Here is a 23,342-nt window from a genome sequence, read left to right on the forward strand (position 1 = left end):
TGCACCCGTGTCCCCGCCGCCCGTCCGGCGGCGGCATCGACCACTCTGCCCGGTACGAACCGTCCGGTGCCACCGAATATCCGTACGGACCGCCTCAGGACCGGCGCCACCAGCGCCACCAGCGCCGGCCACCGCGGCGCCGCGCTCGGGCCCGGCTCCAGAACCAGCCCGCAGGCGGCCCGTCCGAGCGCCAGGGCTGCGGTTCCGGCGCGGAGCCGCGCCAGCGGGCGGTGAGCATCCGCGCACGGGCCGACGGCTCGGAGGTCCCGGCGGCACGCACGAAGTCCTCGTCGAGAACCACCTCGTCCCAGGCATCTCCCCGAGCAGCCCCGCCGGTACCGGAGGCTCCGCCGCCGGCGCCACCCCGCGGACGACCGCCCGCACCTCCGCCCTCGTCGGCCGGGCCCGGAAGTGCCCCGCCGGGGCCGTTGCGGGGCGCGCCGGACACCGGGCCCGGTCCCGCTCCGTGCTCCTCCGGGTCCGGTCCCGGTCGGGGCTTCGGCTCCTCCGGCATGACCGTCTCCTCTCACCCCCAGTGTCCCCGCCGCCCCGTCGGGCCCGTGTGAGGACGGGAACGCCCCGGGGAGGAGCCCCCCGGGGCGGTCCCGCGCGGTGCCTGGCTACTCGTCCCCGGCCAGCGTCAGCGCCCTCAGCTTCTGCCCGGCGTAGCCCGTCGCCAGCAGCGTGACCCCGACGAGCAGCGCCGTCGCGAGCGGCAGGCCCACATCGGAGGTGATCATCCCTTCCCCGCCGATCCGTTCGGCCAGGGCCAGCGACCACTGCTGCACGCTGAGCGTCCGCGCCCCGGGCACCAGGCTGCCGAAGAGCGTCTCCCACACCAGCGCGTAGACCAGACCGATCACGACCGCGTGCCGGCTGACCGTGCCGAGCAGCAGGAACAGCGCGGCGTACGCGATCGACGCGACCAGCGCCGCGACCGTGTAGGCCACGGCGATCTGCTGTCCGTTGCCGTTGAGGATGTATCCCGCGACGAACGTGGGGACCGCGGAGAACACCATGGTCACGGCGATCGCCACGACCAGCTTGGTGACGATGATGGTCGGCCGCTTCACCGGCTTGGCCAGCAGGTAGACGATCGAGCCGTCGTCGATCTCGGGCCCGATCGCGCCCGTTCCGGCGATCACGCCGATCAGCGGCACCATCGTGGCGAGGGCGAATCCGCCCAGCACGTCGGAGGCGACCTGGTCGTCGACGCCGTTGAACGCCCGTACCGCCGCGGCGATGAGCAGCAGCAGGGCCGGGAGGACGAAGAGGATCGCCGCGCGGCGCCTGCCGAGGAGGGCCCGGTAGGTGAGCCGGGCGACTGTCGGGTTGTACATGTCGTTGGCTCCTTTCAGGCCGCTACGAGGTAGGAGAAGACCGATTCGAGGGACTCGTCGGAAGGCGAGACCGTGAGCAGCCGGATGGAGTGCTCACGGGCCACCCTCGGCAGGAGCTCGGTGAAGCGCCCGAAGTCGACCGCCTGGATGCGCAACGCGCCTTCCTGGACGTCCACTTCGATGCCGGCGGTCGACGGGTCCGCGATCAGCGCGGCGGCGAGCGCCCGGTCGTCGCTGGACCGCACCAGATAGCGGTGCGGCCGGTCCGTCATCAGCCGGCGGATCCTGCGGAAGTCACCGCTCGCCGCGTGCCGTCCCGCCACGATCACCTCGATGTGGGAGGCGAGTTGCTCGACCTCCTCAAGGATGTGGGAGGAGAACAGGACCGTGCGTCCCTCGCCCCCCATGCGCCGGAGCAGGTCCATGAGCTGCATCCGCTGGCGCGGGTCCATCCCGTTGAACGGCTCGTCGAGGAGCAGCACGCTCGGCTCGTGCACCAGGGCGGACGCCATCTTGACCCGCTGGCGCATGCCCTTGCTGTACGTGGCGATCTTGCGGTCCTGCGCGGGCTCCATCTCCACCGTGGCCAGGGCGCGCCGGGCCTCCTCGGCCCCGAGGCCGTGCAGTTCGGCGTTGGCGAGGACGAACTCCCGTCCCGTGAGGAAGTCGTACATCGCCTCCCGCTCGGGCACGACGCCGATCTGCCGGTAGACCGACTCGTTGCGCCAGATCGTTTCGCCGTCGAGGGTGACGGTGCCCGTCGAGGGGGCGAGGAAGCCGCCCATCATGTTGATGAGCGTGGACTTGCCGGCCCCGTTGGGGCCGAGGAGTCCGGTGACACCGGGCCCGATGGTCATGGTCACGTCGTTGACGGCCACCACGTTGCCGAACCAGCGCGAGGCGTGGTCGATGTGGACAGTGGTCATGATCAGAGCCCGACCTTTCGGTAGCGGCGCATCAGGACGCCGTACGAACCGGCGATGAGCGCGAGGACGGCCAGCAGATAGACCACTCCGGTGCCCGTGCCTGGCCCCTGTCCGCCGGGGAAGGAGGAGGACGCGCCGAGGAACGCGGTCTGCACACCGTCGATGAGAGTGACGGGCGAGAAGAGCCCGAGCCACTCCACCACGCCTTCGGACCCGGTCTCGTAGGCGATGGCCTGGACCGTGGACACCGCCCCGTAGGTGATGGTGAGCGTGGCGATGACCGCCGCGACGCCGAAGCCGCGACGCGGGGTGAGCGCGGCCATGACGAGGCCGAGACCGCCGAAGAGGAGCGAGAGGAGCGCCACGGAGACCAGTCCCTGTGCGAAGCCCTTCGTCTGGCCGGCGAAGTCCATCTTCGCCAGCAGCGAGCCGAGGTAGAGGATCAGGAGGGGCGCGGCGGTGAGGACGAAGAGCGCCGAGGCCATCGCGCCGAACTTGGCGAGGACGTAGTCGACGCGTTCGATGGGCCGCGAGAAGTACAGCGGCACGGTCTTGAAGCGCAGGTCCCGCGACACGGACTGCGGGGCCTGAGCGGCGAGGAAGAGGGCGATGACCGCCTGTGTGACGATCGCGTAGCGGGTGTAGTCGAGCGGCAGTTCCTTCATCTTCGTGGTCACCGCCACGGCGACCACGATCGCCGCGGGCACGCACATCACCGCGAAGAGGATCATCGGCAGCACCTTCGACCGGGCCGAGCGACCGAGCCCGTACGCCCCCCGCAGCGACTGCGCGAAGAGCGAGCGGCGGGCGTAGGCGCGGCCGAGCCGCGGGCCGTCGTAGTTGCGGTACCCGATGTTGTGGATACGGGTGGTCTCGGTGAGCGCCGTCCCCGTGCGGGTCGTCCCGTTGCTCATCGCGCCGGCACCTCCATGGGCTGGGCCGCCGCCTCGGGGCGGAAGACCTCCGCGATGTGGTGGCGGCGCTGTTCCATCCGTACGAGGCCGAGGCCGAGGGCGGCGACGGTGTCCCGGACGGTGTCGTAGGTCTCCTCGCCGGTGGCCTCCAGCAGAAGGATGTGTCCGGCGCCCGGCAGTCCGTCCTCGACCCCGGAGTGCAGGGTGACCCCGGCGGCCGCCAGCGCCTCGCGCAGCGCCGCGGTCCCGTCGGGGTGGGTGTCGGAGTCGGTGACCTCGACCGCGAGGGTCGTCGTGATCTTGGTGAAGTCGCTGGTGGAGCTGGAGCGCAGCAGCCGGCCGCCGTCGACGACCACCACGTGGTCGCAGGTGCGCTCGAGCTCACCGAGGAGGTGCGAGGTGACCAGGACCGAGATGCCGAAGTCGGTGTGGACGCGGCGGATCAGGCCGAGCATCTCGTCCCGGCCCACCGGGTCGAGGCCGTTGGTCGGCTCGTCCAGGAGTACCAACCGCGGGTCGTGGACCAGGGCCTGGGCGAGCTTCACACGCTGCTTCATGCCGGTCGAGTAGCCGCCGATCGGCCGGTAGCGCTCCTCGTAGAGGCCGACGTGGCGCAGGGTGTCCGCGGTGCGCTCGCGTGCCGCGGTCGGTGGGAGTCCGGACATGCGCGCCATGTGCACGACGAACTCGGTGGCCGAGACGTCCGGCGGCAGGCAGTCGTGCTCGGGCATGTAGCCGACGCGTTCACGGATGGCGGCACCGGAGGTGGCGACGTCGAGGCCGAGCACCTCGGCGCGGCCCTCCGTGGCGGGGGACAGACCCAGCAGGATCTTGATCAGTGTGGACTTGCCGGCCCCGTTGGCGCCCACGAGTCCGGTCACACCGGGCCCGATGTCCAGGGAGAGCCGGTCAAGCGCGGTCACCCGGGGGAACCGCTTGCTCAGGCTTTCGGTCACGATCACAGTCACGCTTCGACGGTAGTGGTGCACACCACACCCGGCGTCAGCCCTGGCGGCTGGTTCCGCATCCGACTCCAGGCGTACGGACCCGTAGGGGGCAACGCCGGAGGAGGAGACGGCCATGGTGCGCCGGCGGTCGTCCACAGGCGTCCGCAGGCCCCTTGACGCAGCCTTCGGGCATTGTCACAGTCATCAGTGTCACGTTACGAGCACGTACCGCACAGGCACACGGACGCTATGCGTCGGATCCGGACGGGACGGTGGCATGACCTCGGCAGTGATGAGCGAACGAACCGCGGAGCTGCGGGGGTTCCGGGAGGCGCAGCGCCTGGCCTATGAATGCGCGGAGGCGGTCGCGGCGCAGCTGCGGCCCGGGGTGACCGAGCGGGAGGCGGCGCGCATGCAGCGCCGCTGGCTGCACGGGCGCGGGGTGCGGGACTGGTTCCATCTCCCCTTCGCCTGGTTCGGCGACCGGACGGCGTTCACGGGCTTCCGGATACCGCTGCAGTTCTTCCCGACCGACCGGAGGCTCGAGGCGGGGATGCCGTTCATCCTCGACATGGCCCCGGTCCACAACGGCTTCACGGCCGACATCGGCTACTCGGGATGCCTGGGGCCCCACCCCCTGCTCGACAGGCTGCTGGCAGACCTCCGGGCACACCGGGAACTCATCCTGCGCGAGGTGCGCGAGCGCCGCTCCCTCCGGGAGATCTACGAGGACGTGGACCGGCTCATGGTGCGCCAGGGATACGCCAACCGGCACCGGGCGCATCCGTTCGGCGTCATCGCCCACAAGGTCGACCGGGTCGGACGGCGGCGCTGGCCGCCGACGCTGTTCGGGTTCGGCACGCAGTCGCTGAAGGGCCTGGCGGGCGACGCGCTGCGCGGCCACCGGGAGGGCTGGTCGCCCCTGTGGTCGCCCCGCCGCTCCTCCGACCATCCACCGCAACCGGGGCTCTGGGCGGTGGAACCCCACCTCGGCTTCCGCGGGACGGGCGCGAAGTTCGAGGAGATCCTGGTGGTCACGGACTCGAAGGACCCGGAGCAGAGCGCGTTCTGGCTGGACGACGACCTGCCGCACGTGCGGCGCCGGACCGCGGAGGAGGCGGCGTGAGCCCGGGCATCGAGGGAGCGCGCGAGCGCCGGGTGCGCACGGGCGGGATCGAGCTGTGCGTGGCGGAGCTCGGTGACGAGCGGCAGCCGACCGTCGTGCTGGTGCACGGCTATCCGGACAGCAAGGAAGTGTGGTCCGAGGTCGCGTCCCGACTGGCGCCCCGGTTCCACGTGGTGCTGTACGACGTCCGGGGCCACGGCCGCTCCACGGCTCCGGTGCCGCTGCGCGGAGGCTTCACCCTGGAGAAGCTGACGGACGACTTCCTGGCGGTGGCGGACGCCGTCAGCCCGCACCGGCCGGTTCACCTGGTGGGCCACGACTGGGGCTCGGTGCAGTCCTGGGAGTTCGTCACGGTGAAGCGGACCGAGGGGAGGATCGCCTCGTTCACGTCCGTGTCCGGCCCGTCGCTCGACCACTTCGGCCACTGGATCAAGAAGCGTGCGGTCCGGCCCACTCCGCGGCGGGTGGGGCAGCTCCTCGGCCAGGGCGCCAGGTCCTGGTACGTGTACATGCTGCACACCCCGGCACTGCCCGAGATGGCCTGGCGCGGGCCGCTGGGCCGGCGGTGGCCGAAGATCCTGGAGCGGATGGAGAAGGTACCGAGCGGTGACTACCCCACCGCCTCCCTGCCGTCGGACGCGGCGCACGGAGCCTGGCTCTACCGCGACAACGTCCGCTTCCGGCTGCTCCGCCCCCGCGCCGATGCATACACGCACGTGCCGATACAGCTGATCACCCCCACCGGTGACGCGTTCCTCTCCGAGCGGCTCTACGACGACCTCGCCCAGTGGGCCCCTCGGCTCGTGCGGCGCACTCTGCCGGGCAAGCACTGGGTGCCCCGCACCCGCCCCGATCAACTGGGGCGCTGGATAGCCGAGTTCGTGACCACCCACGAGGAAGGAGGCACCTCCGGCCACTCCCGGCGCACTCCCGCGACGGGATCTCCGGTGGAGTACGCGGAGCGGTTCGGCGGGCAGCTGGTGCTGGTGACGGGCGCGGCCGGCGGTATCGGACGGGCGACGGCGTTCGCGTTCGCCGAGGCCGGAGCGCGCGTGGTCGCCGTGGACCGGGACGGCGAAGGGGCCGCCAGGACTGCGGAGATGGCCCGGCTGATCGGAGCGCCGGAGGCATGGCCCGAGACGGTCGACGTCTCCGACGAGGCGGCGATGGAGAAGCTCGCCGAGAAGGTCGCCGGCGAGTACGGCGTCGTGGACGTGCTCGTGAACAACGCCGGGGTCGGGCTCGCCGGCTCCTTCCTGGACACCACCACCGACGACTGGCGCCGGGTGCTCGACGTCAACCTGTGGGGGGTCATCCACGGCTGCCGGATCTTCGGCGGGCAGATGGCCGAGCGCGGCCAGGGCGGCCACATCGTCAACACGGCATCGGCAGCCGCCTTTCAGCCCTCCAGGGCCCTGCCCGCGTACGCGACGTCGAAGGCCGCGGTCCTGATGCTGAGCGAGTGCCTGCGGGCGGAGCTGGCCGGCCGCGGCATCGGGGTCTCGGCGATCTGCCCCGGCATCGTGAACACGAACATCACGGCCACGGCGCGCTTCGCCGGAGTCTCCGAGGAGGAGGAGAATCGGCGGCGGAAGAAGAGCTCGAAGCTCTACGCGTTGCGCAACTACCCCCCGGAGAAGGTGGCCGCCGCGATCCTCCGCGCCGTCCTCGACGACGAGGCGGTGGTGCCGGTGACCCCGGAGGCCCGGGGCGCCCGGCTGCTGTCCCGGTTCGCACCCGGGGCCCTGCGGACGGTGGCCCGGTTGGAGCCTCCGCTGTGAGCGGTCATGATGTGGTCGCGCCGCACCGGCCCCCCGGCCGGGCGGTGGCGTCCCGGCTCGGAGGCGCCCGCGAGAGGCGGGGCCTGCCGGCCGTCGTGGAGCAGTGAGGAGTGGTCGTGTCCGGGGAGCTTGCGGTGGAGTACCGGATCGAGGACCTCGCCCAGCACAGCGGGGCGACGGTCCGGACGATTCGCGCCTACCAGGACCGCGGACTCCTGCCCAAACCGGAGCGTCGCGGCCGGTCGAACGTGTACGGGGACTCCCATCTGGCACGGCTGCGCCAGATCGCCGACCTGCTCGACCGCGGGTACACCCTCGCCTCGATCAAGGAACTCCTGGATGCCTGGGACTCGGGGCGGGGGCTGGGCGGTGTGCTGGGGCTCGTCGCGGAGGTCCACGGCCCCTGGACCGACGAGAAGGCCGACCGGATAAGCCGGACGGAACTGGAAGCGGCCTTCGGAGGTCAGCCCGACGAGCAGGCGATCGCCGAGGCGGTGGACCTCGGCGTACTGGAACGCATTCCGGACCGGGACGACGAGTTCCTGGTGCCGAGCCCCCAGGAGCTGGCAGTGGCAGCAGAGTTGCACGCTGCCGGCGTCCCGCTGGTCGCAATCTCAGGACATCTGAGGGAACTTCGGGGACAGGTGGAGCACATAGCCTCGCGCTTCCTGGAGTTCACCACCGAGCACGTCTTCGCCCGCTATCTCGGCCATCGGCCTCCGACGGACACCGAAGCGGCGGAGGCGGCGTCGATGGTACGCCGGCTGCGGCCCCTCGCCCAGCAGACCCTCGACGCCGAACTGGCCCGTGCCATGCGGCGGTTCGCCACGCGCCAGCTGCAGTACCACCTCGGCACCGAGGGTGCCCTGGAGAGCGGCGGTGACCCGCGCCGGGTGACTCTCCCCGCGGAGACGATTCGCGCCGTGGAAGGGCTTGTTGGGCGAGCGCATGTGGCGGACTTCATCGCCGCCGCCGCGGAAAGGGAGGTACATGCAAGGACATTGGACGCGCTGACGGCAAACGGACGCGATACCAGCGATGTTGATCAAAACATCTGACGGCGACCGCAGTTGTCCACAGCAGCGCCAATTCTGCTGTGGATAAACCGAGTTGGCTGTGGACCAAACATTTCGACCGCTGTCGTCCGGATGAAAATCTCGTGGCGGCGCGTCGACCTCCGGCGGCACCCTGAGGACATGGACGAACACCGCACCGTGAGGGTGTCGAAGTACCTCGCGAAACACCTGCGGCACCAGCCGGAGCGCATCGGGATCATGCTGGACGCGAACGGCTGGATCGCGATCGAGGAGCTGCTGCGCGCGGCGGCCGCGAACGGTTTCCCCATCACCCGGGACGAGCTGGACCACGTGGTGGCGGCGAACGACAAACGGCGCTTCATGATCGACGGCCTCCGGATCCGGGCGAATCAGGGCCACACCGTGGAGGTGGACCTGGGTCTGCCGGCCGCCGAGCCGCCCGGGCGCCTCTTCCACGGCACGGTCGCCCGCAGCCTCGACGCGATCCGGGCCGAGGGGCTGCGCCCGATGGCCCGCCACCATGTGCACCTCTCCCCCGACCGGGAGACGGCGACCCGGGTCGGCGCCCGCAGGGGCCGCCCCGTCGTCCTCACCGTGGACGCGGCAGCGATGCACCGCGCCGGTCACGTCTTCCACGTCAGCGCCAACGGCGTCTGGCTCACGGACGGCGTCCCCCCGCGGTACCTGCGCTTTCCCCGCTGAGGGATCGGCAGCCGTCCCCACGCTCACCGCCGCGGCGAAGGTGACGCGGAGCATGCGTCTGGGCACCCTGGTGACCTCGGTCAGGCCTCGTTCGTACATCACAGCCTGGCCTGGGGCTTTCGATGACAAACGGGCCTGGCGTGCGCTCCACGCCAGGCCCGTTGCCGTTCTTGAGGCAGGAGACCCTCCACCGCGGGATCATCCACGCGAACGTCCGGTCAGGCGAGCTGGCCCGGGGCCTCTGTGGCGATCTTCTCGAAGACGGCCTGGTCGGCGGCGAAGTCGGAGTCCGGGATGGGCCAGTGGACCACGATCTCGGTGAAGCCCAGCTCCTGGTGGCGGCCGGCGAAGTCCACGAAGGCATCGACGGACTCCAACGGGCGGCCCCGGTCCGGGGTAAAGCCGGTGAGCAGGATCTTGTCGAGCTCGGCGACGTCCCGGCCGGTGTCCGCGCAGGCCTTGCCGAGCTTCTCGACCTGGCCGCGGAGGGCCTCGACCGACTGCTCCGGGGTGCCTTCCTCGTACAGCTTCGGATCGCCGGTGGTCACCCACGCCTGGCCGTGTCGGGCGGCCAGCTTGAGGCCGCGCGGGCCCGTCGCGGCCACCGCGAAGGGCAGTCGGGGGTGCTGGACGCAGCCGGGGATGTTCCGGGCCTCGTCGGCGGAGTAGTGGGTGCCGGTGTGACTCACGGCGTCCTCGGTGAGCAGCCGGTCCAGCAGGGGGAGGAACTCGCCGAACCGGTCGGCCCGATCGCGCGGCGTCCACGCCTCCTGCCCGAGCGCGGTGGCGTCGAAGCCGTTGCCGCCGGCCCCGATGCCCAGGATGATCCGGCCGCCAGAGATGTCGTCCAGGGAGATCAGCTCCTTGGCGAGGGTCACAGGGTGTCGGAAGTTCGGGGAGGTTACGAGGGTGCCCAAACGCAGGCGTTCCGTGGCGGTCGCGGCGGCCGTGAGGGTGGGCAGCGCGCCGAACCAGGGACCGTCGCGGAAGGTCCGCCAGGAGAGGTGGTCGTAGGTGTACGCGGCGTGGAAGCCCAGCTCCTCGGCACCCTGCCAGCGCTCACGGCCTCCCTCGTGCCAGCGGTGGACGGGAAGGATCACGGTGCTCAGGCGCAAACTCATGACCACGAGCCTACGTCCGTCACGCAGAGCGCCGGCAATTCCTCGTCCCCCGTGCTCGAGCCGAGGAGGCGACGGTGTGCATCTCCCCGGTGGAAGCCCGGTGAGGATCGCTCCCCAACACGCTCTGCACATGTTCGTACGGGGGTCCGCCGGGGGCCGCACGCGTGCTGATGTGCTGCGGAGCGTTCTGTTGGCCTCCGTCCGGACGGTCACGGACGGAGGCGAATGCAACCAGAACCGCAACCATGGATGCGTCCCTGGCCGAGGCCGGACGGCCGGTCAAGCCCTGATTGGTGCGGCCGACCTGGCGGCCTGCTCGATCCTCGCGCAGTGCGCTGCGCGGGCTTCCTCGTCGATCGGCTTTTCCTGTTCGGCGCGCAGCCCGGTCCGGCCGTCGAGGCCCTCGCGCAGGATGTCGGCGTGGCCGGCGTGCCGGATGGTCTCGCCGAGGACGTGGAGCATGACGGCGAACAGGTTCGTGTTGGGATGGGGCTTCGGCCACCACGGCACGTGGCCGGGGGCGTTGAGGGAGAGTTCGTTGATCGTCGCGTCGCGAATTCGTCGATCATGCGGCATGAGCCTGCCATGGGCTACTCGTGGTCTCAAGATCCTGTCAGCCCGCAGCGACCGGTAGAGGGGGGCGAATCGGTGAATTGCAGAAGTCTGCAATTTCATAGATGCTGTGATTGCTGTGTCCGTAGGTAGCCGCGGGCACAGCACCAAGCCGTTTGCCCCGCTCGGGGTGGTGAGAAGGGTGCGTGACCGTGCCGGTTCCGCTGTATCAGGCGAAGGCCGAGTTCTTCCGGATGCTCGGGCACCCTGTGCGGATAAGGGTTCTGGAGCTGCTCCAGGACGCTCCGATGCCGGTACGTGACCTTCTTGCCGCGATCGATGTGGAGCCGTCGGCGTTGTCGCAGCAGCTCGCAGTGCTGCGCCGGTCGGGGATCGTCACATCGGTGCGCGATGGCTCAACCGTGGTCTATGAGCTGGCTGGCGGGGACGTCGCGCAGCTGATGCGGGCGGCGCGTCGGATCCTGACGGAGGTGCTGGCCGGGCAGAGTGAGCTTCTGGAGGAGCTGCGCGAGTCCGAGGTTCGGACCTCGTGACGGTGAACGCTCTCCTGACCTCAGTGCTCGGTCGGCTGCGTTCCGTGCTGCCGACCCGGGCCGAGTTCGCGGCCATGGGGCGTAACCCCCGACGGGATCTCCTGGCCGGTCTCACCGTGGCGATCGTCGCGTTGCCGCTCGCGCTCGGTTTCGGGGTCTCCTCGGGCCTGGGCGCGGAGGCGGGGCTTGCCACCGCAGTGGTCGCGGGCGCGCTCGCGGCTCTGTTCGGCGGGTCGAATCTCCAGGTGTCCGGCCCTACGGGTGCGATGACCGTGGTCCTGGTGCCGATCGTGGCCCGGTACGGGCCGGGCGGCGTCCTGACCGTGGGTTTGATGGCCGGTGTCCTGCTGATCGGTCTCGCGTTGCTGCGGGCCGGGCAGTACATGCGGTTTGTGCCGGCACCCGTGGTGGAGGGCTTCACCCTCGGTATCGCGTGTGTGATCGGTCTGCAGCAGATACCCAACGCGCTCGGTGTGGACAAGCCCGAGGGCGAGAAGGTGCTGCTGGTGGCCTGGCGGGCGGTCGTGGAGTTCGTGGCGTTCCCGAACTGGACCGCGATCGGCCTGTCCGTGTCCGTGGCTGCGGTGATGCTCGCAGGGGCCCGGTGGAAGCCGGCGATCCCGTTCTCCATCGTCGCGGTGATTGCCGCGACTGTGATCGCCCAGGCATTCCGCTTGGACGCGGCGGCCCCGATCGGAGAGCTGCCCTCCGGGCTCCCCGCCCCTTCCATCGCCTTCCTTGCCCCCTCGGCGCTCGGTTCCCTGCTGGCTCCCGCAGTGGCGGTGGCCGCGCTGGCCGCGCTCGAGTCGCTGCTGTCGGCGACCGTGGCGGACGGGATGACGGTCGGGCAGAAGCACGATCCGGACAAGGAGCTGTTCGGGCAGGGCATTGCGAACCTGGCCGCCCCGCTGTTCGGCGGCGTACCCGCCACCGCCGCGATAGCCCGCACGGCGGTCAACGTACGTACCGGTGCCTCCTCCCGCCTGGCCGCGCTCACCCACGCAGCCGTGCTCGCGGTGATCGTGTTCGCCGCCGCCCCTCTCGTCTCGAAGATCCCGCTGGCCGCGCTCGCGGGTGTGCTGTTGGCGACGGCGATCCGGATGGTGGAGGTCGGCTCGCTGCGGGCGATGGCGAAGGCGACCCGCTCGGACGCGGTCGTACTGGGTCTGACCGCTGCCGCGACCCTGGTCCTCGACCTCGTCTACGCCGTGATCATCGGCCTTGTCGTCGCGGGGGCACTGGCTTTGAAGGCAGTGGCGAGTCAGGCGCGGATGGAGCAGGTGGACTTCCTCCCGGACCTGCCCGGCGAGCACAGTGACGAGGAGCACGCGCTGCTGGCCGAGCACATCGTCGCCTACCGGATCGACGGCCCGCTCTTCTTCGCCGGCGCGCACCGTTTCCTCCTGGAACTGTCCGAGGTCGCCGACGTGAGGGTGGTGATCCTGCGCATGTCACGGGTGACCACCCTGGACGCCACCGGCGCCCTCGTATTGAAGGACGCCGTGGAGAAGCTGAACCGGCGCGGTATCGCGGTGATGACGTCCGGTATCCGGCCCGGCCAGCGTCAGGCCTTGGACGCTGTGGGCGCCCTCGACCTGTTGAGGTTTGAGGGACGCGAGTACGCGACCACCCCCGAAGCCATCGCCGGGGCCCGTAAACACCTGGAGCAGGCGGGTCTGCTGCCCCGTACGCATCACCGACTGCACCGCATCCGGAAGGCCGCACGATGACCGTCCCCGCCGACCGCCGCCTCATCGAGGTCTCCGGCACCGAAGCCCTGTGGCTCCTCGAAGGCTCCACCCAGGGGCGCCTGATCTACCTCCAGCGTGAGATGGCCACGGTCCGGCCCGCCACCCACGTCATGGAGTACGGGCGCCTCGTCGTCCGAGCCCCCGTCCAGTCCCCTGCCGTGCTGGGCAGGTCCCTGCTGACCTACCAGGTCGACGAGATCAACAGCCCGACCGGAACCGGCTGGACGGTGACCGCCCACGGCCCGGCCGACGTCATCGGCAACCCGGACGAGGCCGCCCACTACAGGCGCACCCTGGCCGGCTGGACCCACGGTCCGCACGACACCCTGCTGCGCCTGCACCCGCAGCAGATGTCCGGGTTCCGTCTGGCCCGCCCGGTGACGGGGGCGGGCCGGTGAGTGTCCAGGTGGAGACCATGCCCTACCGGCACGTGCTGGACGTACCGGCCATGGGCTCGGCCGTCCGCATCGCCCGGGAGACCACCGAGTCGGTCCTGGTGGAGTGCGGGGTGGGGCTTCGTCATCCGAGCGTCGGGCCGGCGTTGCTGATCGTGGCGGAGCTGGTCACCAACGCCGTCCGGCACGCCGCCGTGACCTCACCGATGATCACCGTTACCTACGCGCACGGGCCGGGCGCGTTCGCGTTCTCCGTCCATGACCGCCATCCCTACCAGCCCGCCCTGTTCGGGACGCTCGCCACCGCCCCGGACAGCGGCCTGGCCACCGTGGTCGAACTGACGATGGAGCTTGGCGGCACCGCCGTCGTGCGGCCGGACGCGGACGGCCGCGGCAAGGCCATCTGGATCACTCTCCCCCTGTAGATACCGACCGAGGAACCGAACATGACGATCGAATGGCGCTACACCACCCGTCAGGACCTGGGCGTTCTGTCCCTGGCCGGGTATCTCGGCGCGGACGCCACCGACCGGTTCACCGGCGCCATCGGCTGGGCACTGGCCCGGGGCACCGGCCCGGTCATCCTGGACCTGACCGGACTGCTGGGCTGGTCGGCCGGCGGACAGATCGCCGTCGCCCAGGCCGCGCGCCGCCTCGCCCAGCACGGGCGGCGCCTGGAACTCGCGGCGATTCCCGCGGACGGCTCCCTCGTCCCCGACGCCACCTGCCCTGCCGTCCCCGTCCACTGCGACCTCGCCGCGGCCCTGGCCGCCCACGGGGCCCACGGCACGATCAAGCAGTGGGCGACCGATGACTGGCCCGACACCCGGCATTCCGAAGCACCTGCCATCACCTGACTCCAGCAGGCGCCCGGCCCGCCTCTCGGGCAGCCGGGGCCGAGTGCCACACGAAGGCGGGGGCCGAACGTCACGAAGGCCACTCACGGGTCCCAGGAGTTGCAGGGATCTGCAATTGTGGAGGTCGCAAGGTGCGAAGAGGGACGATGGGCTGTCCCTACGAAGGAACGGTTCCGGGTGGATGAGATGGGCAGTGACGGCAGGGGTACCGAGGTGAGCGCACCGCTGTACCAGCTGAAGGCGGAGTTCTTCAAAACGCTGGGGCACCCGGTCCGCATCCGGGTCCTGGAGCTTCTGGCCGTGCGCGAGCACGCGGTCGCGGAGATGCTGCCGGAGGTCGGCGTGGAGGCCGCGAGTCTCTCCCAGCAGCTGGCCGTCCTGCGCAAGGCGAACCTGGTGGTCACCCGCCGGGAGGGCTCCAACGTGTACTACAAGCTCACCCACCCCCAGATCGCCGAGCTCCTGCGGGTCGCCCGTGGCATCCTCTCCGGCGTCCTGGAAGGCCAGGCCGAACTCCTGGCCGACCTCAAGGCCAGCCGCCACACCTAGATGAATGAGTCCGATGTTTGGGCTGGTCGCAACCATGGCGAAGGGCGCCCGTTGGTCAGTGTGTGAAGACAAACCTGGACGCCCTTCTGGCGGCACTGTACGTGTTCATCGACGACCATGTGGCGCCTTGTCGCCGGATCGGGCGACCCCCGAAACTGACGGACGCCGAACTGCTGTGCCTGGCGGTCGCCCAGGTCCTGCTCGGCTTTCCCTCGGCTCGGCACTGGATCCGCTTCGCTCATGCCCGACTCGGACACCTGTTCCGCTACCTGCCCCAGCAGTCCGCCTACAACAGGCGCCTGAACGCCGCCGGGCCGCTGATCAGCCGAGTGATCGAGGCGCTGGCCCGGCAGGTGCCTACCTGGAACGACGACCTGCGGCTGATCGACTCCACCCCACTGCCCTGCGCGGCCTCCCGCGAGACCGTCAAACGCTCCGACCTCGCCGGGCACTGCGGCTACGGCTTCTGCCGTTCCCACTCCCGCTTCTTCTGGGGATTCCGGCTCTACCTGGTCACCACCGCCGAGGGCATGCCCGTCACCTGGTGCCTGGCCAACCCCAAGATCGGCGAGCGGGAGGTGATGGCCGCGCTGCTGGAACGCGACCACCACCTCGTCCGCCAAGGGCAGGTGATCCTCGCCGACAAGGGCTTCGCGGGCAAGGAGTTCGAAGCGTTCGTCGCCGAGCGGCTCGGCGCCCACCTGGTGCGGCCGGACCGCAAGGACGAGCCGGTCCGGCACGGCAAGATCGCCCGGCTCCGTCAGTGGATCGAGGCCATCATCGACACCCTGAAAGGCCAGCTCAGCCTCGAACAGCACGGCGGCAGAACCCCAGCCGGAGTCTTCGCTCGCACAGGACAACGACTCCTCGCCCTCGCCGCCGGCATCTGGCACAACTGGACCACCAACGCCGCAATCAAACGATCACTGATCGCCTACGACCACTGAAGACATCGGACTCACTCATCTAGGCAGCACGGCACGGCCCTACGGCTGCGGCCAGTGGATCTGGTGAACCCGCTGGCTGGTCAGTTCGTACCGGGCCGCGACCACGGCGAGCTTGCCCGCTGTGACCTTCTCCGCCAAGGCCGGCTCGACGGTCAGGCGGGAGCAGACCAGCCGTACGTTCGCCGTGATGGCCGCATCCACGCGCGCCGCCCCGTGAAGGGTGCGGTCGATTGCCGGATGGATCTGGTCGGCCAGGTATTGCATATGGCCGGGCAGTCGCATCCTCCCCTCAGCGGCCTGGACGGCGGCGCTGACGGCTCCGCACGACTGGTGACCCAGTACGACGACGAGGGGGATCGCCAACTCGTGGACCCCGTAGGTGATGCTGGCGAGGACTGCCTCATCAAGGACGGAACCCGCCGAGCGAACCGTCAGCAGATCACCCAGACCCTGGTCGAAGACCAGTTCCGGAGGGACGCGGGAATCGACGCAGCCCAGAACCACGGCGAAGGGATGCTGCCCGGAGACCAAAGTCCGCCGAACCGACCGCGTTTGGTCCGGATGTCGCTCATGGAACGTCCGCCAGCGGGTATTGCCTGCCGTGAGTTCCCGAAGCGCCGACTCGGGAGTCCTGGGCCGCAGTCCCTTCCCGTCCACGTGAGTGAAGGTCGAGGTCGTGGGGGAATCGGACACCAGCCCGGCGGCCCCCGCCACGGCTCCCGTCAGCGCGGCCCGGACAAGCCGACGCCGCCCAAGGGCTACAGGGCGTTCAGCATTGCCTGTCATGAAGGGGCAAGGTAGTGCCTCCAGGCCGGAACGCGGGCTGCCGTTTCAGGCTTGGCCCGACCTTGAGGAAGTCTTGGACAACGGCCCGAGCCAGGCCGACATGGTTCCCGCCTCGGTGCCCGCCGCTCCGATGTGGCAAATTGCAGAATTTTGCAATTCAGATATCCTGATTTCGCCGCCGAACCGGCCGCCCCAACGGCTCGGCCCGCACGTACACACCAAGCAAGGACAGACAGATGACGGCAAGCCTGCCCCCGTGTCCGAAGTGCTCCAGCGAGTACACCTATGAGATGAACGCTCTGATGGTCTGCCCAGAGTGCGCCCATGAGTGGGTTCCCACCGTCGCCGGGGTGGATGAAGCAGGTACCTCCGGCGACCGAGTGATCAAGGACGCCGTCGGGAACGTGCTGAACGACGGCGACACCGTGACCGTCGTCAAGGCCCTCAAGGTCAAGGGCAGCCCTTCGGGGATCAAGGCGGGCACCAAGGTGCGCAACATCCGCCTGGTCGACGGGGTCGACGGCCACGACATCGACTGCAAGATCGACGGATTCGGCGCCATGCAGCTCAAGTCAAGCGTGGTCAAGAAGGCCTGAACCAACGAAGGGGCGCTCCGGGAGTGTGCGCTCCCCTGCCCAGCCCTTGATCATCCTGATCTGCCCACCGGCCTCCTGACTGCTCCGGTGAGCGAAACCGCGCGCTCATCGTCCGAGCCGCTGACGATGTGCCCCTGCTCGACAGGCTGCCGCGCGAGCCCGCCGGCACGACCTCCGAGGGCCGCTTCTACACGGCCCGGGAGGCACGGAACGGGCTGGCCAAGCTCGGCAAGGCCTGCGCCGAGGCAGGCCGGGACGCGGAGCTCGGTTTCACCGAGATCGTCGTCCACTGTGGCCCATCGACGACTCCGTCTTCGCCGCCGACCGGTCCGTCTTCGAGCGCATCCCCGCCGAGGCCGTCTCCCGGCTGGGCTGATCCCGCACGGCCCGACGGCGCCCCGATTACAGGGAGCCAGCGGACGGCCACTCAGATGTGCGCCCCCCTGCACGGCCGTGCAGGGGGTACGCGAGAATGCACAGGTGACCTCAGCTACCGATCCTCTGCCGCTGCCCCCGACCGTCCGGCTGATCGCCACCGATCTCGACGGCACCCTGCTGCGCGACGACAAGTCCGTCTCGGAGCGCACCATCGCCGCACTCGCGGCGGCGGAGGAGGCGGGTATCGAGGTCTTCTTCGTCACGGGCCGCCCGGCACGCTGGATGGACGTCGTCAGCGACCATGTGCACGGCCACGGGTTGGCCATCTGCGCCAACGGCGCGGCGGTGGTCGATCTGCACGCCGGTGGGAAACTGCTGGAGGTCCGTCCGCTGGAGCGCGGGAACGCGCTCGACGTCGTACGGAGGCTGCGCGACGCGGCACCGGGGACCACGTTCGCGGTCGAGACCGCCACCGGGATCCACTACGAACCCGGCTACCCGCCCTTCCACCTCGACCCCGGCGCCACGGTCGCCGCCGCCGAGAAGCTGCTGCACGAGGAGGAGCCGGGGTCCGCGGTCCCGGTGCTCAAGCTGCTCGCCCAGCACGGCGAGCTGACCCCCGACGGCTTCCTCACCCTGGCCCGCACGGCCGCCGGGGATCTGGCCACCATCACCCGCTCCAGCCCGACCTCGCTGCTGGAGGTGAGCGGCCTCGGGGTGTCCAAGGCCTCGACGCTCGCCCTGTGCTGCGCGGAGCGCGGCATATCGTCGGACGAGGTCGTGGCCTTCGGCGACATGCCGAACGACGTGGAGATGCTGACGTGGGCGGGCACGTCGTTCGCCATGGGCAACGCCCACCCCGACGTGGTCGCCGCCGCGTCCGGCCGGACCGTGGCGAACAACGACGACGGTGTCGCGGTCGTCATCGAGCGGCTCCTCGCCGCGTCGCACGGCGCCAGCCCGCGGTCGTAGCGTCCGGGACCCGTCGGCGGCCCGTCTGGCCGGGCCGCCGACGGGTCACAGCCAGACTCCGCGGTTCCGCAGCCAGGTCACCGGATCCACCGCGGATCCGAAGTCCGGGGTGAGCCGCACCTCGAAGTGGAGATGGGGCCCGGTCGAGTTGCCGGTGGTCCCGGCCTGGCCCAGCCACTGGCCGGTGCGTACCCGGTCACCCTGGTCCACCGTGACGGAGGCGAGGTGCGCGTACTGCGAGTACCAGCCGTCGTTGTGCTGGACCACGATCTGCATGCCGAAGCCTCCGCCGCAGGAGACGGACACCACCCGGCCGGCGCCGATCGAGCGCACGGGGCTGCCGATCCCGACGGCGAAGTCCTGCCCGGTGTGACGGTTCGCCCATCGTGTCCCGGCGCTGTCGAAGCCGGCCGACAGGGTGTAGCGCTGAACGGGCGTCACCCAGGCCGAGCCTTCGGGAAAGTCCGTCTGCGGCAGCGGGACCGAGCCGGCGCACTGCCCGGAGGCCGCGCTGCGGTCCGCCTGTGCCTGCAGTGACCAGCGCGCCGCGTCGAGCTTGGTCTCGATACCGCGTTTGATCCGCGCCAGCTCAGCCGTACGGGCGTCCAGGCGGTACCAGGCCTCACGGGCCCTGCTCTCCGCCACGGCCGTCAGACGCTCGGCCTCCTTGGCCTCCTCCAGCAGCAGGTTCACCGTCATCGTGGCCTTGGCGTACATCCGCTGCCCGCGCAGCAGCTCATCGGGGTCGGAGGCGAACATCAGCTCCAGGGTGGGCGCGAGGTTGCCACCGCTGCGGTACTGCGCCCTGGCCACCGAGCCGAGCTTGTCGTGCATCTTCCGCATCTCACGCCGTCTGTCGGCGAGCTGCCACTGCAGCTGGTCGAGCCGGGCGCGCTCGGCCACGGACGCCTGCAGTCCCCGCTCGTACGTGGCGGTGGCCCTGGACACCTCCTCGAGCAGTTGGGCGACCTGCACGCTGACGTTGGGACCGTCATTGGCGGACGCGGCGGGCGCGGGCAGCAGCGGGATGGCGACCAGCAGCGCGCACAGCAATGGCCTGAACAGCCGCCGGTGGCAGTCGCGTTGTCGGTGTCCCATGCCCGGATCGTCACATCAGACCTGGGGGATCTGCCACATTTATCCTTGTTCGTACGGCCATCCGGCCCAGCCGTCCCAGGCTCTCGACGGCACCGCCCGTCGCGTCGGTGACGGTACGTCGGAACCACCTGACGGGTGGCTGCCCGTCCGCCGCGGCCCCGCCCCGGGCCCGGTCCGACGGAGCACACCGCCTCCGGCAACTGCGGCACCCGTGCGGTGAGTTCGGTGGACCGTCCCCGCGGTCCCCGGGCCGCACGGGTGGCGGCGTCGAGACGGTCCCTGTGTTCCGTCGGGTCCATGGGCTCCAAGACGTCTCCCGGCTCCGTGGAGTCCGGGTGTTCCGGCGCTGCCCTGCCCTGAGGACGGTCAGACCTGTCTGCCAGGAAGAGCAGGACCCCTGAGTCGCTCCGTGAGGAGATCACCGGCGTACTCGCGCTCGAGCATGCGGCGCAGCGGACCGTCCGTTGCCGCCAGCTCCGCATAGGGCCCGCGCTGCACGGTGCGGCCCCCGTCCAGCACCACCACCTCGTCGACCGCGTCGAGGCCGCGGAGCCGATGGGTGATCAGCACCGTCGTACGGCCCTCCGTCGCGGCCAGCAGGTCCGCGGTCAGCGCGTCCGCCGTGGCGAGATCCAGATGCTCGGCCGGCTCGTCGAGCAGCAGTACGGGGAAGTCTGCGAGCAGGGCACGCGCCAGGGCCAGCCTCTGGCGCTGACCGCCGGAGAGCCGGGCCCCGTGCTCGCCCACCAGGGTGTCGAGCCCGTCCGGAAGCCCCTCGGCCCAGTCCAGCAGCCGGGCGGCCGCGAGTGCTGCACGCAGTTCATCCGCGGAGGCACCGGTCCGGGCGAGCCTCAGATTCTCCCGGATGGAGCTGTCGAAGAGATGGGCGTCCTGGGCGCAGAGGCCGACGCTGCGGCGGACGGTGTCCCCGTCGAGCGCCGTCGCGTCCGTCCCGCCGATCGTGTACGTCCCGGCCCGTACGTCCAGGAAGCGCAGCAGCGCCTGCGCGAGGGTCGTCTTGCCCGAGCCGGAGGCACCGACGACGGCGACGCGTCGGCCGGCGGTGAGCGTCAGATCGAAGCCGGACAGCGCGTCCTGCCGCCCGCCGGCATGGCGGACGGTGAGCCCCCGGACCTCCAGGGGAAGCGCCGAGGCGGGCGCGGGGACCGGCGCCGCGGGCTCGCTCACCGGCACCGGCGCGTCGAGCACCTCGAAGACCCGCTGAGCGCTGCGCTTCACGCGCTGCCGGTACTGCACCGCCGGCGGAAGCCCCACCACCGCCTCGAAGGCGGCGAGCGGTGTGAGCACGACGACGGCGAGTTCGACCCCTTCGATCCGTCCGGAGTGCACGGCCGTGACACCTGCGTACGCCGCGAATGCGACGGTCAGTCCGCAGGCCACGGCCGACAGACCGCCGCCCAGCGCGGTGGCGGCCGCGGCGCGCGAGGCGATCCGCGTCAGGCGGCGGTCGGCCTCCCGCACCTCGGCCGTCCGCCGTGCCAGGGCCCCGGTGACGGTCAGCTCGGCGATGCCCCTCAGCAGATCGACGACCTGGGTGGCGAGCGCCCCGCGGGCCGGTGCGAGCCGCAGCTCCGCCCGGCGTGCGAACACCCCGCTCAGCGCCGGCACGGCCACCCCGGCTGCAAGCAGACCCACGGCCAGCACGGCACCGGCCTCGGGCAGCAGCCACGCGGTGAACCCGACGGACCCGGCCCCGACGACGAGCGCCGCACCGGCCGGCAGCATCCAGCGGAGCCAGTAGTCCTGGAGGGCGTCCACATCCGCCACGAGCCGGGAGAGCAGATCGCCCCGGCGGGTGCGGCGCAGGCCCGCCGGCGCGATCCGCTCCAGCCTGCGGTACACCCCGACCCGGAGATCGGCCAGCATCCTCAGCACGGCGTCGTGCGAGACGAGCCGCTCGGCGTACCGGAACACCGCCCGCCCCATCCCGAACGCCCTCGTCGCCGTGACCGCCACCATCAGATGGAGCACGGGCGGCTGCTCCGACGCCCGCGAGATCAGCCATCCCGACACCGCCATGAGGCCCACTGCCGAGCCCAGTGCCAGGCTTCCGAGCGCCAGCGCCAGCACCAGTCGGCCACGCAGCGCCCCGGCCATCCCGCGCACCCGCGCGAGCACACCGCCGCCCACGGGCCCGGACGCTCCTCGGGCGGCCCTGTGCGCAAGGTCCTCGAGAGTGGGGGTCGGCGGTTCCGCGGGTTCGACGGACAGCGTGGTCCCCGCCGTCACGGCCGTGCCCTCGGCCGAGGACGACGGGCGGGGCACCCGGGAGGGAACGGCCGGCCCCCGAGCCTCCCCGTCGGCGTAAACCCGCTGGGCGGGGCGCAGTTCGACCACCCTGTCGGCCACGGACAGCAGAGCGGGACGGTGCACGACGAGCAGCACCGTCCGGCCCTGTGCCAGCCGACGCACCGCGTCCACGATGCCCGCCTCGGTCTCCCCGTCGAGCGCCGCCGTGGGCTCGTCGAGCAGCAGCAGAGGACGGTCGGCAAGGAAGGCCCGGGCTAGCGCGATCCGCTGGCGCTGGCCCGCGGACAGCCCGGCGCCGTCCTCGCCGAGGGCCGTCTCCATGCCCTCCGGCAGCGCGGCCACGAAGTCCGCCGCGCCGGCCTCCCGGAGTGCCGCCAGGACCTCCGCGTCGTCCGCTTCGTGCCGCGCCAGCCGTACGTTCTCCGCGATCGTCCCCGCGAAGAGGTACGGCCGCTGCGGCACCCAGGCGATCTGCCGGTGCCAGGCCACCGGGTCCAGCGAGGCCAGGTCCACCGGGCCCTCCCCGGGGGCACCCACCCGGACCGCGCCCTCGTCCGGAGCCACGAAGCCGAGCACGACGTCGAGCAGCGTCGACTTGCCGGCCCCGCTCGGACCGACCAGCGCGACGGTCTCGCCGTCCTCGACCGTCAGGGACGCGCCGGCCGGCGAGGGAACGGCACGACCCTCGTGCCGTACCGTCACGGAGTCCAGCTCCAGCCGAACTCCCCGGGCGCCGGGCACCCGCGCCGCGCCACCGGCACGGACCGGGGTCTCCAGCACCCTGAAGATCTCGTCCGCCGCCGACAGCCCCTCCGCCGCGGCGTGGTACTGCGCCCCGACCTGCCGCAGCGGCAGATATGCCTCGGGTGCGAGGATCAGCACCACCAGTCCGGTATGGAGATCCAGGTCGCCGTGGACGAGCCGCATGCCGATACCGACCGCCACCAGGGCCACCGAGAGCGTCGACAGCAGTTCCAGGGCGAACGAGGAGAGGAAGGCGATCCTCAGGGTCCTCAGCGTCACCCGGCGGTACTCCGAGGTGATCTTCCGGATCGCCTCGGCCTGCGCCTTCGCCCGCCCGAAGACCTTCAGTGTCGGCAGTCCCGCGACCACGTCGAGGAAGTGCCCGGACAGCCGTGACAGCAGCGCCCACTGACGGTTCATCCGCGCTTCGGTCGCCCAGCCGATCAGCACCATGAAGATCGGAATCAGCGGCAGGGTGATCACGATGACCGCCGCAGAGACCCAGTCCTCGGTGACGATCCGGGCCAGCACCGCGACCGGGACGACCACCGCCAGCCCCAGCTGCGGCAGATAGCGCGCGAAGTAGTCGTCGAGGGCGTCCACCCCCCGGGTGGCCAGGGCGGCCAGCGAACCGCTCCGCTGTCCGCTCAGCCACCCCGGTCCCAGCCGCGCGGCCCGCTCCAGCAACCGCAGCCGCAGCTCGGACTTGACCGCCGCGCTCGCCCGGTGGGCCGCCAGCTCCGTCAGCCAGGCCACCAGTCCGCGGCCGGCGGCGACGGCAGCCAACAGCAGCAGCGGGTTCCGCAGCTCACCGGCGTCCAACCCGCCCTCGAAGGCGCCCACCACCACGTCGGCGATGAGCATCGCCTGGGCGACGACCAGCGCCGCCCCGGCAAGGCCCAGCGCCACCACGGCCGCCATGAAGAGGCGGGTGGCACGGGCGTACCGGAGCAGTCGCGGGTCGACGGGTTTCACGTGAAACATCCCTTGGTCGGGGG

General features: G+C 71.1%; 22 protein-coding genes and 2 pseudogenes. 14 read left to right on the forward strand and 10 right to left on the reverse strand.

What is annotated here, in order from left to right; genetic code table 11:
- Positions 1-94: 94 nt before the first annotated feature.
- The 5 genes from AB0J10_RS16360 to AB0J10_RS16380 form a co-directional block, all read right to left on the reverse strand.
- A complete protein-coding gene (locus AB0J10_RS16360; protein ID WP_363062110.1) occupies positions 95-301 on the reverse strand; it encodes a hypothetical protein in 207 nt (68 codons plus the stop codon).
- A gap of 319 nt (positions 302-620) precedes the next feature.
- The gene (locus tag AB0J10_RS16365) at positions 621-1,340 is read right to left on the reverse strand and encodes an ABC transporter permease subunit (RefSeq protein ID WP_363062013.1); all 720 of its coding nucleotides are present in this window, start codon (positions 1,338-1,340) and stop codon (positions 621-623) included.
- 14 nt (positions 1,341-1,354) lie between these two features.
- On the reverse strand, positions 1,355-2,266 hold the full coding sequence (locus AB0J10_RS16370) for an ABC transporter ATP-binding protein (protein WP_363062015.1): 912 nt from the start codon (positions 2,264-2,266) through the stop codon (positions 1,355-1,357).
- 2 nt (positions 2,267-2,268) lie between these two features.
- Entirely contained in the window at positions 2,269-3,180 is a 912-nt protein-coding gene (locus tag AB0J10_RS16375; protein WP_363062017.1) for an ABC transporter permease, read from the reverse strand.
- The gene (locus AB0J10_RS16380; protein ID WP_363062112.1) at positions 3,177-4,142 is read right to left on the reverse strand and encodes an ABC transporter ATP-binding protein; all 966 of its coding nucleotides are present in this window, start codon (positions 4,140-4,142) and stop codon (positions 3,177-3,179) included. Before AB0J10_RS16380 ends, AB0J10_RS16375 begins: the two co-directional genes overlap by 4 nt.
- A 262-nt stretch (positions 4,143-4,404) precedes the next feature.
- On the opposite strand from AB0J10_RS16380, the gene AB0J10_RS16385 reads away from it, so the two are divergent.
- The 4 genes from AB0J10_RS16385 (at position 4,405) to AB0J10_RS16400 (ending at position 8,773) form a co-directional block, all read left to right on the forward strand.
- Entirely contained in the window at positions 4,405-5,253 is an 849-nt protein-coding gene (locus AB0J10_RS16385) for a M24 family metallopeptidase (protein ID WP_363062019.1), read from the forward strand.
- Complete coding sequence (locus tag AB0J10_RS16390) at positions 5,250-7,034, forward strand: SDR family oxidoreductase (RefSeq protein ID WP_363062021.1); 1,785 nt, start codon at positions 5,250-5,252, stop codon at positions 7,032-7,034. Before AB0J10_RS16385 ends, AB0J10_RS16390 begins: the two co-directional genes overlap by 4 nt.
- Positions 7,035-7,150: 116 nt before the next feature.
- Complete coding sequence (locus AB0J10_RS16395; RefSeq protein WP_363062023.1) at positions 7,151-8,092, forward strand: MerR family transcriptional regulator; 942 nt, start codon at positions 7,151-7,153, stop codon at positions 8,090-8,092.
- A gap of 138 nt (positions 8,093-8,230) precedes the next feature.
- A complete protein-coding gene (locus AB0J10_RS16400; RefSeq protein WP_363062025.1) occupies positions 8,231-8,773 on the forward strand; it encodes an RNA 2'-phosphotransferase in 543 nt (180 codons plus the stop codon).
- Between the two features lie 218 nt (positions 8,774-8,991).
- On the opposite strand, the gene AB0J10_RS16405 is transcribed toward AB0J10_RS16400, so the two are convergent.
- The gene (locus tag AB0J10_RS16405; protein ID WP_363062027.1) at positions 8,992-9,894 is read right to left on the reverse strand and encodes an LLM class flavin-dependent oxidoreductase; all 903 of its coding nucleotides are present in this window, start codon (positions 9,892-9,894) and stop codon (positions 8,992-8,994) included.
- Between the two features lie 279 nt (positions 9,895-10,173).
- Positions 10,174-10,446: pseudogene (locus AB0J10_RS16410) on the reverse strand (DUF664 domain-containing protein); the annotation flags it as partial.
- A gap of 212 nt (positions 10,447-10,658) precedes the next feature.
- On the opposite strand from AB0J10_RS16410, the gene AB0J10_RS16415 reads away from it, so the two are divergent.
- The 7 genes from AB0J10_RS16415 (at position 10,659) to AB0J10_RS16445 (ending at position 15,499) form a co-directional block, all read left to right on the forward strand.
- The gene (locus AB0J10_RS16415) at positions 10,659-11,000 is read left to right on the forward strand and encodes a metalloregulator ArsR/SmtB family transcription factor (RefSeq protein WP_363062114.1); all 342 of its coding nucleotides are present in this window, start codon (positions 10,659-10,661) and stop codon (positions 10,998-11,000) included.
- A gap of 74 nt (positions 11,001-11,074) precedes the next feature.
- Positions 11,075-12,730, forward strand: a complete 1,656-nt coding sequence (locus AB0J10_RS16420; RefSeq protein ID WP_363062116.1) for a SulP family inorganic anion transporter — start codon at positions 11,075-11,077, stop codon at positions 12,728-12,730.
- Entirely contained in the window at positions 12,727-13,149 is a 423-nt protein-coding gene (locus AB0J10_RS16425; RefSeq protein WP_363062029.1) for a pyridoxamine 5'-phosphate oxidase family protein, read from the forward strand. The genes AB0J10_RS16420 and AB0J10_RS16425 overlap by 4 nt, the downstream gene beginning before the upstream one ends.
- Positions 13,150-13,166: 17 nt before the next feature.
- Positions 13,167-13,571 (forward strand): ATP-binding protein, encoded by a 405-nt coding sequence (locus tag AB0J10_RS16430; protein ID WP_363062118.1) that lies wholly within the window; start codon positions 13,167-13,169, stop codon positions 13,569-13,571.
- A 21-nt stretch (positions 13,572-13,592) separates the two neighbouring features.
- On the forward strand, positions 13,593-14,003 hold the full coding sequence (locus AB0J10_RS16435) for an STAS domain-containing protein (RefSeq protein WP_363062031.1): 411 nt from the start codon (positions 13,593-13,595) through the stop codon (positions 14,001-14,003).
- 213 nt (positions 14,004-14,216) lie between these two features.
- Positions 14,217-14,552, forward strand: a complete 336-nt coding sequence (locus AB0J10_RS16440; protein ID WP_363062120.1) for a metalloregulator ArsR/SmtB family transcription factor — start codon at positions 14,217-14,219, stop codon at positions 14,550-14,552.
- A gap of 62 nt (positions 14,553-14,614) precedes the next feature.
- Positions 14,615-15,499 carry an IS982 family transposase gene (locus tag AB0J10_RS16445; protein WP_363062033.1) on the forward strand — a complete coding sequence of 295 codons (885 nt, stop codon included), beginning with the start codon at positions 14,615-14,617 and terminating at the stop codon, positions 15,497-15,499.
- Between the two features lie 39 nt (positions 15,500-15,538).
- Here the strand turns inward: AB0J10_RS16445 and AB0J10_RS16450 are convergent, their stop codons facing one another.
- The gene (locus tag AB0J10_RS16450; protein WP_363062035.1) at positions 15,539-16,285 is read right to left on the reverse strand and encodes a carbonic anhydrase; all 747 of its coding nucleotides are present in this window, start codon (positions 16,283-16,285) and stop codon (positions 15,539-15,541) included.
- Between the two features lie 236 nt (positions 16,286-16,521).
- Here AB0J10_RS16450 and AB0J10_RS16455 point away from each other — a divergent pair, with 236 nt between their 5' ends.
- The 3 genes and pseudogenes from AB0J10_RS16455 to AB0J10_RS16465 all read left to right on the forward strand — a co-directional run bounded on the left by AB0J10_RS16455 (position 16,522) and on the right by AB0J10_RS16465 (position 18,231).
- On the forward strand, positions 16,522-16,881 hold the full coding sequence (locus AB0J10_RS16455; RefSeq protein WP_363062037.1) for a zinc ribbon domain-containing protein YjdM: 360 nt from the start codon (positions 16,522-16,524) through the stop codon (positions 16,879-16,881).
- 245 nt (positions 16,882-17,126) lie between these two features.
- A pseudogene (locus AB0J10_RS16460) lies at positions 17,127-17,257 on the forward strand (LLM class flavin-dependent oxidoreductase); the annotation flags it as partial.
- A 104-nt stretch (positions 17,258-17,361) separates the two neighbouring features.
- Positions 17,362-18,231, forward strand: coding sequence for a Cof-type HAD-IIB family hydrolase (locus AB0J10_RS16465; RefSeq protein WP_363062039.1), 870 nt, complete (start codon positions 17,362-17,364; stop codon positions 18,229-18,231).
- 45 nt (positions 18,232-18,276) lie between these two features.
- Here the strand turns inward: AB0J10_RS16465 and AB0J10_RS16470 are convergent, their stop codons facing one another.
- A complete protein-coding gene (locus tag AB0J10_RS16470) occupies positions 18,277-19,329 on the reverse strand; it encodes a M23 family metallopeptidase (protein ID WP_363062041.1) in 1,053 nt (350 codons plus the stop codon).
- Positions 19,330-19,695: 366 nt separating this feature from the next.
- A complete protein-coding gene (gene cydD, locus AB0J10_RS16475) occupies positions 19,696-23,319 on the reverse strand; it encodes a thiol reductant ABC exporter subunit CydD (protein WP_363062043.1) in 3,624 nt (1,207 codons plus the stop codon).
- Between the last annotated feature and the right edge of the window lie 23 nt (positions 23,320-23,342).

This window comes from Streptomyces sp. NPDC049887 (assembly GCF_040656535.1).
Taxonomy (GTDB): domain Bacteria; phylum Actinomycetota; class Actinomycetes; order Streptomycetales; family Streptomycetaceae; genus Streptomyces.